Genomic DNA, 14,366 nt, shown 5'->3' with positions numbered 1-14,366 from the left:
CCCGTCGCTCGCGCCGTCGTGTCAAGATCAACACATTGCGACAGTCTCGAGATCAGAGCCTGCCAGTCGCTTTCAATGGAATCATTCCTTTGCATCTGGCCTAGGAATCACATCTCGATTCCACCAGTCTACCCCTAAGTTAGCGCCTATGGGACAGCGCCCCCTCTGTCCTGCCGGACATCTCCCCCACTTGGGGGGAGATTGGCAGCTTCGCCGCTGAGCGCAGCCTTTTCCTCCGTGCCATCCAGCAAGGGTTCAAGCCCTGGCTTCAATGCTGTATCCAGCCCCGAGTTCAAGGAGCCTTCGATGACCTCACACCTCGACGACGCCAGCATGGATGCAGCCGGCATGGCGGCAGATGACGAGCGCGCCAGCGACGCCGACGCCACGTGGCAGGACGATGTTCGCGCCGGCGTGCGGCATGTGCGCGACCTGGATTCCCTGCCGCTGTCGCCAGCCGAGCGCGCCGCGGCTCAAGCCGCCGCCACGCGCCACAAGGTTCGCATCCCAAAAGCCTATCTCGACCTGATCGACTGGAGCGACCCCGCCGACCCGATCCGGCTTCAGGTCATCCCTTCGCCCGAAGAACTGGCTGAGCAGGAAGGCGAGCTCGACGATCCGATCGCCGACCACGCCTTCAGCCCGGTGCCGCGATTGACGCATCGCCACGCCGACCGGGTGCTGCTGTTCCCGACCTATCAATGCGCGGTCTACTGCCGGTTCTGCTTTCGCAAGGAATCCCTCACCTCGATCGGCCGGGGTTTTTCGCGCGAGGCGCTGGAGCCGGCCTTTGCCTATATCGAGGCACACCCCGAAATCCGCGAGGTGATCCTGACCGGCGGCGACCCGCTGTCGCTGCCGGACAAGGCGCTGGCGGAAATCCGCGCCCGCATCGAGGCGGTTGCGCATGTGCGGCTCTTACGCATCCACACGCGTGTGCCGGTCGCTCTGCCGTCGCGCATCACATCAGGGCTGGTTCAGGCCCTGCAGGGCCGGCTGATGGTCACGGTCGTCACCCATTTCAACCACGCGCGGGAGATCACGCCGGCCACCGAAGAGGCCTGCCGCACGTTGCGGCAAGGCGGCTTTGTGCTGTTGAACCAGAGCGTTCTGCTGAAAGGCGTCAACGACACGGTCGAGGTGCTGGAGGAGCTGTGCCGGGAGTTGATGTACCGCCTCGGCGTCAAACCCTATTACCTGCACCATGGCGACCTCGCCCGCGGCATGGCGCACCGGCGCACCACTATTCACCAGGGACAGGCGCTGGCCAGCGCGCTCCGCGCGCGCCTGTCGGGCATTTGCAACCCCGTCTATGTGCTGGACCTGCCGGACGGCGGCGGCAAAGTTCCGCTCGGCCCGTGCTATGTCGAGGCGCAGGACGGCGAGACGTGGCGGATTCGCGGGCAGGATGGGACGGTGAAGACCTATACGGAGCTTGTCGGCGACCTGTGAAAGCTTGGTTCCTCGCCCCGCGAAGCGGGGTAGGGCATCGCATATGAGAACTGCCCCCTCATCCGGCCGCGGAGCCTGTCATCGGGCTTGCCGGAGGCAAGACCCGTGGGCGGCCACCTTCTCCCCGGCGGGGAGAAGAGAGAAGCGTCAGCACTGGTTCCTCTCCCCTTGGGGAGAGGTCGGATTGTCCCGAATTGCCCTTCGCAATTCGGTTGGCAATCCGGGTGAGGGGGCCATTTGCGATAGCCCTGCCGTGAAGCGGCGGAGAGGTGGCTCGGCGAAGCGGCAGGAGAGGGGGCTTCCCTCGAGCGCGAAGCTCCAACTGCCGCGCTAGTTGGAACCGGATCCAATGCCTCGCATTTTAAAGATGACGGGGCAGAGGAGTGTAGGGTGAAAGCTTTATCGGCGGTACTTGGCGGGTTCGTGCTGACGCTGGCGGTTTTCGCCAGCGGATTGGCGTTTGCCGTCTGGATTCTTTCCGCCGAGCCGGTGCGGCAGGCCGCTCCGACCTCCAGCGTCGCCGAACTGTGGCCCAGGGAGCCGCGGAAGGTGGACCCTGCTTCGCAGCGTCTTGAGCGCCTTCCCGCCCGCGAGGTCCCAGAGGTCCCGGTTGACCGCACCTCGAAACCTGCCGATGCCGCAGCTTCGGCGCCCACCGTTACCGGCTCCATCAAGCCGGCAACGGACGAGCAGCAGGCGGTGTCCGCCGCCCATGTGGAATGGTGCGCAAGCCGCTACCGCTCCTACAGGCCAAGCGACGACCACTACACATCCTACAGCGGAGAGCAGCGTCCCTGCATCTCGCCCTATCTCGATGCCGGCCCGGTCGAGCCCGCCGCACAACCTCCCGACGATGGCGCCAGCTATGTCGAGGCGACCGACATGTGGCCAATGGATGGCGACGTCCCGTCGGATGAGGGCGCATCGTATTGGGACGCCGCCCAGCTTCCGCCCGACCACGTGGACTATTGCTTCAGCCGCTACCGCTCCTACCGACCGGAAGACAACAGCTACCAGCCCTATTCCGGCGGCCCGCGACGCCAGTGCGAGTAGGCGGACGGGGGCGGGTGGCGGGCTGGCGGCCGCAGTGCATGGCGCCTTGTGCGACCCCGATCACGCAGATTTCTTGGATCGTTCGGGTTGGCACGGCGTTCATCCGATACCAAAGGAGGAATCAACATGGCCGACGATCGGGAAGACAAGATTCGTGAGCGCGCATACCAGATCTGGGAACGCGAAGGTGGGATCCATGGCGATCCCGAGCGGCACTGGCACCGGGCCGAGGCCGAGATCGACAGGGAGGCAGCCCTGCCGCTGACGGCAGGCGATGCCCTGCCGGAAACCCGCGAGGTCGCGAGCTCCGACGTCTTGACGGTGGAGGCCCTGGCGGCGCGCACCGGCATATCGGGCGAACAGGCGCAGGAACTGATCGACAGGCTGGGCAACGACCGCGCGGCGATCGAACAAGCCGCGCGCAATCTCAAGGGGAAGCAGCGGCTCGGGGAGTGACAGATGATCAGAAAACTCAAAGACGGCAAATACCGCCTCTATTCGCGCAAGAAGGACGAAAAGACCGGCAAGCGCCGCAATCTCGGGACGTTTGACACCCGCGAGGCTGCGGAGAAGCACGAACGCGAGGTGCAGTATTTCAAGAGGCATTGAGTAGGCGTGCCGTCGCTTGCCAGGCAGCCGCGCCGGATGACTGGCGGAACCTGAGCCTGCGAAGACGGCGGCCACGCATCTCTGCGCCGACACTTTACGAGAACATGGTGCGTCCACCAAGCCTTAGTCCGGAAGCAGGTAGCGACGCCTATGGCGCTCGCCCGCGGATCTTAGCACGGTACGCAATTTGTTCAGAACCGTACCTGATGCACCTCGCGCAAGCGGCATCAACCTTTCAGTGACGAAGCGTTCGCTTGCGACGTGGCCAAGCGGACTATTGTACTCTCTAAATGCATCACCGCGCCGCTCCCGACCATGGCGCCAGCTATGTCGGGGCGAGCGACACGTGGCCAATGGGTGGCGACGTCCCGTCGGATGAAACCGGCGCCGCTTAGCTTCCGCCCGACCACGTGCAATATTGCTTCAGCCGCTACCGCTCCTATCGGCCGGAAGACAACAGCTACCAACCCTATTCCGGCGGCCCGCGCAGGCAGTGCGAGTAGGCAGGCGCCTCGCGCGCCTGTCGGGCATAGGCAAACTACGTGCTGGACTTGCCGGAAGGCGGAGGGAAGGCGCCGCTCGGGCCGTGCTATGTCGAGGCGCGGGACGGTGAGGCGTGGCGGATTCGCGAGATCGAGAAGAAATGCCTCGGTTAAGGACTGTCTTTATTCAAGCCACGGCATGCAGAGAAATCGGATATCCGTGAACGGCCTGTTTTGACCCTGATCGGACCTTTCGGGACCTATTTTCCCTCCAGAAACCCGACATTCGGTCCAGCCAGCGCTCATGACCGAAAGACGACTGACGTCTACCGCGAGGTGGACGGCAGCTTTGCGCCGCATGTCGGCCGTAGAAGTCGATCTTGACGTTGCCCGGAAGCAGACATCTCCTTTGACCGCGCTTTACTTGGCGTCGCGACGAGCCTCCGAGCACATCTCAGCAACGCGGTCAAAGGTTGTGGGTTGTTAAATGTTTACAGCTTTGCGCATCACCTCGCTTTCGTGGCTCTAGATCTCGTGCAGGCAATCCTGAGTCAGCCGAGCGTTGACTGCCACCGGCCCTGCCACCGAGACTATGTTGCCATCCGCCTCGTTTCGTGGCGGCCTTCTCGCAGCCGGATTCAGGCCGCGTGCTTGGAACTAATGACGGGCGAGACTGTTCAGCTGTGACTTTGGCATGACGCTGACGTGCCCTCCTGGCTGGGTAAGCCTCGATCTTGAGGAGACTCGCATCATGAAGATTTCGTTCAGATTTCGTTCAGTCGCGGCTGCGGTTGTCGCTGCAGCAGGAATCAGCTTTGCCGGCTCCGCGCATGCCGACAGCGGTACGATCCGCTTCTCAGTCTACAAGGCTGCCTTCTTTGTGGGTGGCTCTGGAGGCGAGGGCACGCTGACCTTCCATGGTCGCCGCTATCCCATCTCTGTCGGCGGCATCTCGGGCGGCCTCGCCTTCGGGGCTTCTAAGACCTATTTCCATGGTACCGTGCGCCACATTCGCCGCGTCCAAGATGTGACGGGGGTCTACGGTGCGGCGGGCGGTGGCGGCGCGTTCGGCAAAGGGGCCCAGGTGATCGTCATGACCAATGACAAGGGCGCCCAACTCGAACTCTCAGGCAAGCAGGTAGGCCTGCAAGTCAACGCCGATCTCAGCGGTATTGCCATCACGGTGAAGTAGGGGCCGTCGCTCCGTTCGTCGTCCCTGCAGTCGGCCCACTACGCTGAATACAAAGGGTCGGCTTTCAGCGCTACCATCTAGGAAGCGGCCATTCCACTGTCGGCCCCAATCGAGACGCTCGGGTAATACGCGCCAAGCGTCCGCTCGTGGCGCGACCGAGCCGGCCGGCGCATCGGCTCGGATTGTACCGCAACGGAGCGTTCTACGTCGCGATCGGGTGGAATGTCGACGTTCAGGTTGGATTACCCGCGGGCTCTACGCCGATAACATTCTGCTCCGCGTCCGTCGTGAACGTTCCCTTCGATTGATCCAATATTACAAGCACGTTGCCGAAAGGGTCACATACACGGGCGCATCGTCCGATCGCGATGTCGAACGGCGGTTCCACTGCCGTTCCGCCCGCTGCCAAAAATTCTCGAAATGCCGCGTCCACATCATCAACCAGAATATCAGTCTCTGGACCAATACGAAGATGAACTACTAGTTCTGCATCTGCTTCAGGCAACGCGAAGCCGGCAGCTTCCACGTCCCGCCAGATGAGGGCATGGCCGAGCCGATCCCGATAAAAGGATATGGCTTCGTCAAGATCGCTCACATGCAGTAGATAGTTGTCGAGTTTTCGGAACAACGGTCTTTTGGCGGCCTCGTAAGCCATTGCGGGACCTCGCGCAGTATCACGGGCTCACATCAGTGCCCAAGATATGGTTCCGCGACGAGTTCCGCAACGGCTCGGCTCAGCGTCGGCTCCAGCTGATGCCAGCTTGCAACAGCTCTTTGTATCGCGGGAACGGCAGCTATGGGGTCGATTCCGGGCCTAGCGCGAACGTCCGGTTCGTAGATTCGTCATGAACGACCGGAAGTGGCGCTAAGCCGACCTTCGAACGGCACGATTGAACACGCGACCTGCTGCCCTCATCTCTGGGCGCTTAGCGCGTCGCTCGGCGTGGTGACGACAGGGCATCAAGCCGTTCCTGCAAATGTCCATTCAGCACGATCATCTCCTTGAGCGCCTTCACCACATCGCCCTTGTGCTGAGCAATGAACCTGTCGGCGATGGTCTGAAGGGCAGCCTCCTGGCGGCTGTCCAGCGTCACGATGTGGTCCATGGCGATGCCTCCAACAGTTTCTGTTCAAATTGAACAAAACGGGAACAAAATTGTCAAGGGTGAATTGACTCCGCGAGGAATGCCTTCCTATTTGTCGGTAGGTGGGGCGGTTGCTCACAAACTGGGGAGAGCCGCGATGGGCAGACGAAAAAGCCGATTTGACAGGCTGTCGACGAGGCATGCCGAGGCGATCATCAGGGATGCTCTCAGCCTGCGCAGGACGGTGCTTTCGTCGCAACTGCATCTGAAAGCGCATGGCGAGCTGTTTTGGCAGCTTTGCGGGCTTGTCGAAAAATTGCATGAGGTGATGGCCAGCGTAGCGGAGAAGGAGCCCGATTTCCGGATGCCGGATCTTGGCCTGCTCCCGCTTCCCGACGACTATTTGACTCGGAAATGAGCCATGGCCGGGCCGATGGACAGCGTTGGACGTGCCGCGAAGGCCAACATGCTGCTGATCGTGGAGTGCGGCCACTGCTACCATGTCGGACGTTTCAGGGCGAACGACGTGGCCAAGGTGGTGGGCTGGAACAAGCCGCTGGAGACCATCCGGTTCAAGTGCAAGCGGTGCAGCCGAACGAACACGACGGTGAAGACCCAGTTCATCGACCAGGACCATCCGCCGAAGGGCTACATCTGGGTGCTGCAGAAGTTCAAGCTTTAGAACAGCGAACCCTGTACCGGCGCCTGTGGCGCCTGCGGCGGAAACTTTATCTGCGTCGCCGGCTTGTCGACGATCACCAGCGCGTCGTCGGGTGCCGTGCGCTGCAGGTGCCTGGCCTCCGACCACGGCGCGGTCAGCCAGGTCTCGGTTTCCTCCTGTGTGGTCAGGATGACGGGCATGGCCTTCTCATGGATCGGCGCGATCAGGGCGTTTGGCCTGGTGGTCAGAAAACCGTAGAGCTCGAAGTCGCCGGGGCCGTCCTTGACCTTGCGCACGCCCTGCCAGCGCGTCCACAGGCCGGCGAAGAAGAACAGTGGCCGCTCCTCGCTCAGCGCGAACCAGTAGTTTTTCTGGATACCGGTATCCGGATCCTTGTCGCCGGGCGTCGGGCTCGGCTCGGCAAAACTGGTGAGCGGCACCACGCAGCGGTTCTCGAGGCCGAGATATTGCAGCCAGTGGCCGTATTGCGGGTTACGGATGTTGGTGGTGCCGTAGTCGGCCTTGCCCTTCACCCGCTCAATCGGCGTCGGCATGCCCCACAGCAGATTGGCCAGCTCGCGCTCACCGTCCGGCGCGTTGCGCACCACCGGGCCGGGCTGGTTGGGGTAGATGTCGATGGAGGGCTCTAGATTGCCGAGACTATCGCGCAGGGCGCGGGTCCACTGGCGGATGGCCTCCTGCGACGTCGTGATGTTGTAGAGGTTGCACATGTCGAACCCTCGGGGATGTTCAGGCATCTTGTGGGAAAGGGCAGGGAATTTCCAGCGCTGTCGGCTCGGCTGCTGACACGCTACCCCAGCCACCACCACAGCGCACCGCCGCCACCCCGGCGGAAGGACACCTACCGTGCGCAGCGGCGAACAACAGGCTCCGCTTACGCAACGGACGCCGATTGTGCGCGTTCTACCCATTAGGAGGAGCATGGCGATGTGACGGCTGGGTCTCATGCGCTCACAATTGGAGGCAAAAGCACGATGTCTAAGTTCAAAGAAGCCCTTGAGCGCGGGAAGGAAGCCCGTGAGCAAGAAGGGAAGGTCCGCAATGAGAAGGCCGAGGGGGTGGAGTTCGGCGCGCAAGCCAGGGCCTGGCTAAACGACGTCGTGGTTGCCTCGTTGGAAGCGGCCAAGGCTGACGTGGCGGGCGAGGTGACTGTCGACTTGGACACCGCGCCAAGCGACCAAGCCAAAGCGTCAACACCATCTATTCGGTTCAAAGTCTACGGGAAGCGAGGCATGGAGAAGGAGGCAGTCGGAAGGACGTTCACGGTCAACGTTCAGCTGAGTGGGCAAGTGTCAGTCTCTTCGCCCGGGATGGTGGCGAGAGACGTGGGAAACATAGGGGATAGGACTGACGAGCGGTTCTCTGCCTTGCTAGCGGAACTGATCGAGGACGCAGCGAAGGGCACTTAGCCAGCAAGGTGTCGAGGAAAGGGCAGGAATTCCAGCGCTGTCCGCTCGGCTGCTGACACGGTCAAGCCTGTCAGAAAATGGCTTCCTGATGTCGCGAACACCCCCTCCGTTAACCTTTCGTTAACCATGGCTGGCTAGCGTTTACCTATCAGTAAGGAATCGCTGTCCGTGACCTTCGCCGCCCCCGTCGAGACCAAATCCATTCGCTTTCGCGCCCGCTCGTTTGTCGCCTTCACGCTCACGCCGGAGGCGCCGCTTTCGGAGTGGCTGGAGAGCCTCGATCGCTGGATCGGCAATTCGCCGGGTTATTTTGCCGGCCGGCCGGTGGTGCTCAACCTCAACACATTAAAGCTTGAGGTCGGACAGATCGAAGCGCTGGTCGCCGAGCTTGGCCTGCGCGGCATCCGCATCTACGCCATCGAGCTCGACGGCAGCACGGCGCTCGAGGCCAATCTGCCGCCGGTGCTGATCGGCGCGAAGGAGGCCACCGCCGGCCTGCTGATGCAGGCCGACAGCAAGGGCAGGCCGGAAGAGACGGGCAGGGCGGAACAGGGCAAGCAGCCGGAAGACAGGCCGCCGGAAGCGCCGGCCACGCTGATGGTGAAAACGCCGATCCGCTCGGGACAGTCGGTCTTTCATGCGCATGGCGACGTCATCGTGCTCGGTTCCGTCGCCTCCGGGTCCGAGATCGTCGCCGCCGGCTCCATCCACGTCTACGGCACGCTGCGCGGGCGGGCGTCGGCCGGCGTGCTCGGCCATTCGGCGGCGCGCATCTTCTGCCGCAGGAACGAGGCCGAGCTGCTGTCGGTCGACGGCTGGTATTGCACCGCCGAGGAGATGGAGCCGTCCTTGCGTGGAAAAGCCGTCCAGGCATTTCTCGAAAAAGACACACTGCGCATCGCGCCGTTCAGCTAATGCAGTCGCCCGAAAGTACGCAGCGGTTTTTGAATAAAAACAAAGACTTAAGCGCATCTCATAATTCAGACGCTTAACAATACCAACAACAATAATGGAGGCATAGATGGGCAAGGTAGTGGTGGTCACCTCAGGCAAGGGGGGCGTCGGCAAGACGACCTCGACGGCCGCCCTTGGTGCTGCAGTCGCGAGAACCGGCAAGAAGGTGGCCCTTGTCGACTTCGACGTCGGCTTAAGGAATCTCGATCTGATCATGGGCGCCGAGCGGCGGGTGGTGTTCGATCTGGTCAACGTCATCCAGGGAACGGCCAAGCTCTCGCAGGCGCTGATCCGCGACAAGCGGGTCGAGACGCTGTTCCTGCTGCCGGCCTCGCAGACGCGCGACAAGGATGCGCTGACCGAGGAGGGCGTCGGCGAGGTGATCGACAAGCTGCGCTCGGTGTTCGACTACGTCTTCTGCGACAGCCCGGCCGGCATCGAGCGCGGCGCGCAGCTTGCCATGCGCTTTGCCGACGAGGCGGTCATCGTCACCAACCCGGAAGTCAGCTCGGTGCGCGATTCCGATCGCATCATCGGCCTGCTCGACGCCAGGACCGTCAAGGCCGAGCGGGGCGAGCAGATCTCAAAGCACGTGCTGGTGACGCGCTATGATGCCGCCCGCGCTGCGCGCGGCGAAATGCTCTCGATCGACGACGTTCTGGAGATCCTGTCGACGCCGCTCCTGGGGATCATTCCCGAGAGCCAGGACGTGCTCAAGGCCTCCAACCTCGGTTCGCCGGTGACGCTCAGCGATCCCACGAATTCCGCCGCCCGCGCCTATATCGAGGCGGCCAAACGGCTCGAGGGCGAGGACCTGCCGGTCGTCGTGCCGTTCGAGCGCAAGGGCTTTCTCGACCGGCTTTTTGGAAGGAGGGCAGCATGAACCTGTTAGACCTCTTCAAGCGGCGCGGCAGCGCGCCGGTGGCGCGCGAGCGGCTGCAGGTGCTGCTCGCCTATGAGCGCCGCAACCGCAGCCAGCCCGATCTCGTCTCGGTGCTGCGCGAGGAGATCATGGCCGTCATCGCCAGACATGTGCAGATCGACCAGGACTATCTGCAGGTCTCGATGGATCGCGGCGAGACGATGTCGACGCTGGAGATCGACATCCAGATCCCCAACAAGAGCGCAAGGCCGCTGGCCATGTCGGCCTGAGCGGCAGTGTTGCGGCCAGAGAAGCGCCGGAAACTGGCTCCATGAGTTGAGCGCGGCTGTCCAGCGCTGGTGGGTTTTACCCAGGGCAATCCCTTCCGCTTTGCGCTGCCCCTCATCTGCCTGCCGGCATCTTCTCCCCGTATAGTGACGGGGAGAAGGGGCTGGCCGCAACCTCGGCACGTTTTCTGCAACGCTGGAGACTGGCGAAATCCTCGCCGAAGGTGTCTTTCTCCCCCTCACTATACGGGGAGAAATGCCCGGCAGGGCAATGAGGGGCGGCGCCGACATCGACAGTGGTCATCCCAACACCCGGTTTGTCTGAAGCGATTGCCTGGCGTGATCTCCTGGCCACTACCCCAGCCACCACAAAACCCCGCCCAGCACCGCCACCCCCCCGCGATCGACAGCCCGAGCATGATGTAGGATCCCTTGATGACGTCGCGGATCACCTTCTTGACGCTTGAGCGGTCATTGAGGTTCGGGAACGGCTCCTGCGGTTCCGCCACGCCGAGAAAGCGGTACAACGGCCCCCAGCCTTCGGTCACCGTGAACACCAGCAGGTTTTCCGGCGGCACGGCTGCCTTCACCTCCTCGGTGTAGGCGTTGTAGCGTGCGATCGCCCGCTCGCGGTCGTCCATCACGCCGGCCAGCACGCGGCCCCAGATCAGCTTGCGCGACATGTCGCCGAATTTTCGGCCGAACGGCGTCAGCCACTCCAAAATCTTGAACTGCCAGAGATTCTCGGTGAAGTAGATCGTGTCGATCGTGCTGTCGTATCAGCCTTCGGCACCGCGCGGGTGGAGCGTCAGCAGCACCTTGGCGTCAGGGTATTCGGCCAGCAGCTCCCGCCACACGCAGCAGCCGGGATTGTCGACCGTCGCCGCGTAGTTGGCAAACACCCGGTCCCAGTCGTGCGGCGTGTGCCGGACTTGCTGTTCGCCACCTTGCGCCAGAAGTCGAGGTGGCCCTTGTTGGCCTTGTTGAGGATCATTTCCTGCATGAGCCTGTTCAGCGCGGCAAAGGTCGACCATGTGCCCGTGCGTCCGAAGCCCGCGCCGATTACCTTGAGAGCCATGCATTCTCCCTGGACTGATCTTCTTGTTTTATCGCAGTCCGCAGCGCCTACGTTGCGCCCCGAGCGCCCGGCACGCAACAAATTTCCGTCGTGCCTTCCCTCACCAGATCAGCTCTTTTGAATGGACAGCATCAGCCACGAAGCGTATCAACCATAGGATGCATTAATCATGCACACACTTCTGATCCATTTGCCACTTGCGCAACCATTGAAAGGGTGAAAACGTTGGTGTGGGGTAAATGGGCAAGGGTGGTCGTCGCGGCTGTTAGAAGCTCCGGGACGGCCGTGAAAAACGATGAATTTTCCACAGTTCCTGGTGGGGATGGCCACCGCGTCACTCGTCGTGGCGCTCTCGACTTTTTTGGCAACGGGTTCGATCTGGAAGGCGCTGGGCTGGACGGTTCTTACCTTGATCGTTTCGCAGGTTGGATATTTTGTGTTGGTCATCCGGCTGATCTATGGAACCGGGCGAAAGACACACAGGTAATCCGCGACCCGCGAGTGCTGGACCATTGAGACGGTCTGCGGTTTCGAGATCCAGGTCAGGCCAGCACCAATATCAACATGCCTAGACCATAATGTTTATAAGATAGACAGCATGGTCTAAGCCGTTTGAAAGCGGACTTGTTCGGTTCTGGGAATGTGCATTGGACGTTCCGTTACTTTAGCCAACCAGTATATATTTGCGGATACATATGCCTGGATTGGGCAGCGCGGAAGCCTGCCTGCGGCTTGTGCAATCCTGAACTCCCAAGTGCTTCCTGCCTCTATCGATGCTGCTCGGTTGAGGCTAAGGTTTGTTGAGATTCAGGCTGACCGTAGGGGCCAGCACTGGATCGCTGCACTTCTCGGTCACCGTAACGGCATGGATCCTAGGTCTGCGCTCCGCTTCGCGTTCGCTTCGCCCCAGGATGACGAACGGGGAGTGTCGTTTCAGCCAATCTCGAAGGTTTGCGCTTGGCATCAACCGCCACCGCTACGCGGCGACGCAATTGCCAATTTTCACCATCAGCGATTGGCCTCAAGCCACCATGCCTTCGTCATCCTAGGGCGGAGCAGGAGCGAAGCGACGTGGCGGAGACCCTAGGATCCATGCCGTTACAGTGGTCGAGTTGAACAGCAGCGCAGCAAGTGACCGTCCCTCCGGACGCCGGAACCCTCCGGCGCCACGCGTCATCTGCTCAGCTCACTCCGCCGCCAGCTTGTCCTGCGTCTTGGTGTCGAAATCGCTGGCGTCGTGGCGCTCGTGCAGCTGCATCGCCGGCTCGCCGAAGGTGCGGTTGACCATGCGCCCGCGCTGCACCGCCGGCCGCGCGTCGATCGCGTCGGCCCAGCGCTGCACGTGTCTGTCGTGACCGACAGGAACTCGCCGGCGTCGTTGTACATGCGGCCCTTGGCCAGCCCGCCATACCAGGGCCACACGGCGATATCGGCAATCGTGTAGGCGTCGCCGCCGAGATATTCGCTTTCAGCGAGGCGCCGGTCGAGCACGTCCATCTGGCGCTTGGTCTCCATGGCGAAGCGGTCGATGGCATATTCGATCTTTTCCGGCGCATAGGTATAGAAATGGCCGAAGCCGCCGCCGAGATAGGGGGCCGAGCCCATCTGCCAGAACAGCCACGACAGGGTTTCTGCGCGCGCCGGCTGCTCGGTCGGCAGGAATTCGCCGAATTTTTCGGCCAGATGCACCAGGATCGAGCCGGATTCGAAGACGCGGATCGGCTTTGGCCCGCTGCGGTCCATCAGCGCCGGGATCTTGGAGTTGGGGTTGACCTCGACGAAGCCGCTGCCGAACTGGTCGCCGTCGTTGATCCTGATCAGCCAGGCGTCATATTCGGCGCCTTTGTGGCCGAGCGCCAAGAGCTCCTCCAGCATGATCGTCACCTTGACGCCGTTCGGTGTCGCCTGCGAGTAAAGCTGCAGCGGATGCTTGCCGGCCGGCAACTCCCTGTCATGCGTCGGGCCCGCGATCGGCCGGTTGATGCTGGCGAAGGCGCCGCCATTTTCCTTGTTCCAGGTCCATACTTTCGGCGGTGTGTATTGGTTCATCTCGGGAGGCCTTGTGATGTGAGCGGGGAGGGTCAGCTTGCGCATGGAAGCGGGAGATTCGTCGGGCAGGTTCATCTACACATAGATATAGGTAGTTCGGGCAGCAGGAAGTTCAACTTATATTGAACTATTGTCGAGGCCGCATGCCGATTCTCCCAGGGGAGAAGGGCTCACCGATGCCCTTGCGCCTCGTCACGTGCGCCATACCTATAGGCATATCGGGCCTTTGCCGGCCCACGCATCGCTTACCGGGATTGAGAGCATGACCATCGATACGATTTTGCGGTCCATCGTGGCGGTGCGCGCCTCGATCCCGGACGATGCCTTCACCGCCAATGCGCTGGGCACGAGCCGGGAAGGCAGCGGCGTGGTCATTCGCGATAACGGGCTGGTGCTCACCATCGGCTACCTCATCACCGAGGCGGAAGAAGTCTGGCTGACCGACCACAACGGGCGCGTGGTTCCCGCGCACGCGCTCGCCTACGACCAGGAATCGGGCTTCGGCCTGGTGCAGGCGCTGGCGCCGCTCGGCCTGCCTGCGGTGGCCTTTGGCGACGCGGCCAGGGCGATGGCCGGCGACCCCGTGGTGCTCGCCGACGGCATCGGCCAGGCGGTCAGCGCGCATATCGTCACCAAGCAGGAATTCGCCGGCTATTGGGAGTATCTCCTGGACGAAGCGATCTTCACCGCGCCCGCCCATCCGTCATGGGGAGGTGCGGCACTTATCGGGCAGGATGGCAGGCTGCTCGGCATCGGTTCGCTGCGCCTGCAGATGAGCCGCGCCGGCGAGATCGCCGATATCAACATGGTGGTGCCGATCGACCTTCTGCCGCCCATTCTCGACGATCTCCTGACACGCGGCCAGGTTGCCAAGCCACCGCGCCCATGGCTCGGAGCCTTCTCCGCCGAAAGCAATGGCGAGGTTGTGGTGATGAGCGTCGCCGAAGGCAGCCCGGCCGCAGAAGCCGGCCTGCGCCAGGGCGACATCATCTCGGATGTCCGCGACGGCGAAGTCGACGGGCTCGCCGATTTCTACCGCAAGTTGTGGCAGAACCCGGCGGGCGCCGAGATCCCGTTGCGGGTTGTGCGCGACGGCCGCGAAACCTGGCTGCGCGTCAAGTCGGCCGACCGCAACAGCTTTCTCAAGAAACCGCAGCTGCAGTGAAGCAGTC

General features: G+C 62.4%; 16 protein-coding genes and 3 pseudogenes. 14 read left to right on the top strand and 5 right to left on the bottom strand.

Features of this window, described 5'->3' with window-relative positions:
- Positions 1–348: 348 nt before the first annotated feature.
- The 6 genes and pseudogenes from AC0L3L_RS33505 to AC0L3L_RS33480 all read left to right on the top strand — a co-directional run bounded on the left by AC0L3L_RS33505 (position 349) and on the right by AC0L3L_RS33480 (position 4,788).
- A complete protein-coding gene (locus tag AC0L3L_RS33505; RefSeq protein WP_473641505.1) occupies positions 349–1,452 on the top strand; it encodes a KamA family radical SAM protein in 1,104 nt (367 codons plus the stop codon).
- A 390-nt stretch (positions 1,453–1,842) separates the two neighbouring features.
- Positions 1,843–2,505 carry a BA14K family protein gene (locus tag AC0L3L_RS33500; RefSeq protein WP_473641499.1) on the top strand — a complete coding sequence of 221 codons (663 nt, stop codon included), beginning with the start codon at positions 1,843–1,845 and terminating at the stop codon, positions 2,503–2,505.
- Between the two features lie 126 nt (positions 2,506–2,631).
- Entirely contained in the window at positions 2,632–2,961 is a 330-nt protein-coding gene (locus tag AC0L3L_RS33495) for a DUF2934 domain-containing protein (protein WP_473641497.1), read from the top strand.
- 3 nt (positions 2,962–2,964) lie between these two features.
- Positions 2,965–3,114, top strand: a complete 150-nt coding sequence (locus tag AC0L3L_RS33490) for a hypothetical protein (RefSeq protein ID WP_023677295.1) — start codon at positions 2,965–2,967, stop codon at positions 3,112–3,114.
- Between the two features lie 395 nt (positions 3,115–3,509).
- Positions 3,510–3,617 (top strand): annotated as a pseudogene (locus tag AC0L3L_RS33485) (BA14K family protein); the annotation flags it as partial.
- Positions 3,618–4,347: 730 nt separating this feature from the next.
- Complete coding sequence (locus tag AC0L3L_RS33480; RefSeq protein WP_473527837.1) at positions 4,348–4,788, top strand: hypothetical protein; 441 nt, start codon at positions 4,348–4,350, stop codon at positions 4,786–4,788.
- A 232-nt stretch (positions 4,789–5,020) separates the two neighbouring features.
- Here the strand turns inward: AC0L3L_RS33480 and AC0L3L_RS33475 are convergent, their stop codons facing one another.
- Positions 5,021–5,443, bottom strand: coding sequence for a VOC family protein (locus AC0L3L_RS33475; protein ID WP_473641495.1), 423 nt, complete (start codon positions 5,441–5,443; stop codon positions 5,021–5,023).
- A gap of 271 nt (positions 5,444–5,714) precedes the next feature.
- On the bottom strand, positions 5,715–5,894 hold the full coding sequence (locus tag AC0L3L_RS33470; protein ID WP_473641493.1) for a hypothetical protein: 180 nt from the start codon (positions 5,892–5,894) through the stop codon (positions 5,715–5,717).
- Here AC0L3L_RS33470 and AC0L3L_RS33465 point away from each other — a divergent pair.
- Entirely contained in the window at positions 5,893–6,291 is a 399-nt protein-coding gene (locus tag AC0L3L_RS33465; protein WP_473641491.1) for a hypothetical protein, read from the top strand. The genes AC0L3L_RS33470 and AC0L3L_RS33465 overlap by 2 nt on opposite strands.
- A 3-nt stretch (positions 6,292–6,294) precedes the next feature.
- Positions 6,295–6,555, top strand: coding sequence for a hypothetical protein (locus AC0L3L_RS33460; protein WP_292210749.1), 261 nt, complete (start codon positions 6,295–6,297; stop codon positions 6,553–6,555).
- On the opposite strand, the gene AC0L3L_RS33455 is transcribed toward AC0L3L_RS33460, so the two are convergent.
- On the bottom strand, positions 6,552–7,265 hold the full coding sequence (locus AC0L3L_RS33455) for an SOS response-associated peptidase (protein WP_473641489.1): 714 nt from the start codon (positions 7,263–7,265) through the stop codon (positions 6,552–6,554). The genes AC0L3L_RS33460 and AC0L3L_RS33455 overlap by 4 nt on opposite strands.
- 264 nt (positions 7,266–7,529) lie before the next feature.
- On the opposite strand from AC0L3L_RS33455, the gene AC0L3L_RS33450 reads away from it, so the two are divergent.
- The 4 genes from AC0L3L_RS33450 (at position 7,530) to minE (ending at position 10,070) form a co-directional block, all read left to right on the top strand.
- Positions 7,530–7,964: a hypothetical protein gene (locus tag AC0L3L_RS33450; protein ID WP_473641487.1), complete on the top strand. Its 435-nt coding sequence runs from the start codon at positions 7,530–7,532 to the stop codon at positions 7,962–7,964.
- 168 nt (positions 7,965–8,132) lie between these two features.
- The gene (gene minC, locus AC0L3L_RS33445; RefSeq protein ID WP_473641485.1) at positions 8,133–8,879 is read left to right on the top strand and encodes a septum site-determining protein MinC; all 747 of its coding nucleotides are present in this window, start codon (positions 8,133–8,135) and stop codon (positions 8,877–8,879) included.
- Between the two features lie 106 nt (positions 8,880–8,985).
- The gene (minD, locus tag AC0L3L_RS33440; protein WP_473641483.1) at positions 8,986–9,801 is read left to right on the top strand and encodes a septum site-determining protein MinD; all 816 of its coding nucleotides are present in this window, start codon (positions 8,986–8,988) and stop codon (positions 9,799–9,801) included.
- The gene (gene minE / locus AC0L3L_RS33435) at positions 9,798–10,070 is read left to right on the top strand and encodes a cell division topological specificity factor MinE (protein WP_029351320.1); all 273 of its coding nucleotides are present in this window, start codon (positions 9,798–9,800) and stop codon (positions 10,068–10,070) included. Before minD ends, minE begins: the two co-directional genes overlap by 4 nt.
- Before the next feature lie 239 nt (positions 10,071–10,309).
- On the opposite strand, the pseudogene AC0L3L_RS33430 reads toward minE, so the two are convergent.
- A pseudogene (locus AC0L3L_RS33430) lies at positions 10,310–11,145 on the bottom strand (sulfotransferase family protein).
- A gap of 295 nt (positions 11,146–11,440) precedes the next feature.
- Here AC0L3L_RS33430 and AC0L3L_RS33425 point away from each other — a divergent pair.
- Positions 11,441–11,632: a hypothetical protein gene (locus AC0L3L_RS33425; RefSeq protein WP_473527827.1), complete on the top strand. Its 192-nt coding sequence runs from the start codon at positions 11,441–11,443 to the stop codon at positions 11,630–11,632.
- A 699-nt stretch (positions 11,633–12,331) separates the two neighbouring features.
- Here AC0L3L_RS33425 and yghU read toward each other — a convergent pair.
- A pseudogene (gene yghU, locus AC0L3L_RS33420) lies at positions 12,332–13,194 on the bottom strand (glutathione-dependent disulfide-bond oxidoreductase).
- 262 nt (positions 13,195–13,456) lie between these two features.
- Between yghU and AC0L3L_RS33415 the strand changes: the two are divergent.
- A complete protein-coding gene (locus AC0L3L_RS33415; RefSeq protein WP_095492299.1) occupies positions 13,457–14,359 on the top strand; it encodes a S1C family serine protease in 903 nt (300 codons plus the stop codon).
- Positions 14,360–14,366: the final 7 nt, after the last annotated feature.

The sequence above is a fragment of the Mesorhizobium sp. WSM4849 genome (assembly GCF_055811385.1).
The sequence above is the reverse complement of the archived record's forward strand: the minus strand, read 5'-3'. Positions and strand labels throughout refer to the sequence as shown.

Excerpts from the sequence above, each read along its gene's own strand:
- AC0L3L_RS33505 (WP_473641505.1), top strand. The coding sequence starts at position 349 with ATGGCGGCAGATGACGAGCGCGCCAGCGACGCCGACGCCACGTGGCAG.
- AC0L3L_RS33495 (WP_473641497.1), top strand. The coding sequence starts at position 2,632 with ATGGCCGACGATCGGGAAGACAAGATTCGTGAGCGCGCATACCAGATC.
- AC0L3L_RS33490 (WP_023677295.1), top strand. The coding sequence starts at position 2,965 with ATGATCAGAAAACTCAAAGACGGCAAATACCGCCTCTATTCGCGCAAG.
- AC0L3L_RS33480 (WP_473527837.1), top strand. The coding sequence starts at position 4,348 with ATGAAGATTTCGTTCAGATTTCGTTCAGTCGCGGCTGCGGTTGTCGCT.
- AC0L3L_RS33475 (WP_473641495.1), bottom strand. The coding sequence starts at position 5,443 with ATGGCTTACGAGGCCGCCAAAAGACCGTTGTTCCGAAAACTCGACAAC.
- AC0L3L_RS33465 (WP_473641491.1), top strand. The coding sequence starts at position 5,893 with ATGGCGATGCCTCCAACAGTTTCTGTTCAAATTGAACAAAACGGGAAC.
- AC0L3L_RS33470 (WP_473641493.1), bottom strand. The coding sequence starts at position 5,894 with ATGGACCACATCGTGACGCTGGACAGCCGCCAGGAGGCTGCCCTTCAG.
- AC0L3L_RS33460 (WP_292210749.1), top strand. The coding sequence starts at position 6,295 with ATGGCCGGGCCGATGGACAGCGTTGGACGTGCCGCGAAGGCCAACATG.
- AC0L3L_RS33455 (WP_473641489.1), bottom strand. The coding sequence starts at position 7,265 with ATGTGCAACCTCTACAACATCACGACGTCGCAGGAGGCCATCCGCCAG.
- AC0L3L_RS33450 (WP_473641487.1), top strand. The coding sequence starts at position 7,530 with ATGTCTAAGTTCAAAGAAGCCCTTGAGCGCGGGAAGGAAGCCCGTGAG.
- minD (WP_473641483.1), top strand. The coding sequence starts at position 8,986 with ATGGGCAAGGTAGTGGTGGTCACCTCAGGCAAGGGGGGCGTCGGCAAG.
- minE (WP_029351320.1), top strand. The coding sequence starts at position 9,798 with ATGAACCTGTTAGACCTCTTCAAGCGGCGCGGCAGCGCGCCGGTGGCG.
- AC0L3L_RS33425 (WP_473527827.1), top strand. The coding sequence starts at position 11,441 with ATGAATTTTCCACAGTTCCTGGTGGGGATGGCCACCGCGTCACTCGTC.
- AC0L3L_RS33415 (WP_095492299.1), top strand. The coding sequence starts at position 13,457 with ATGACCATCGATACGATTTTGCGGTCCATCGTGGCGGTGCGCGCCTCG.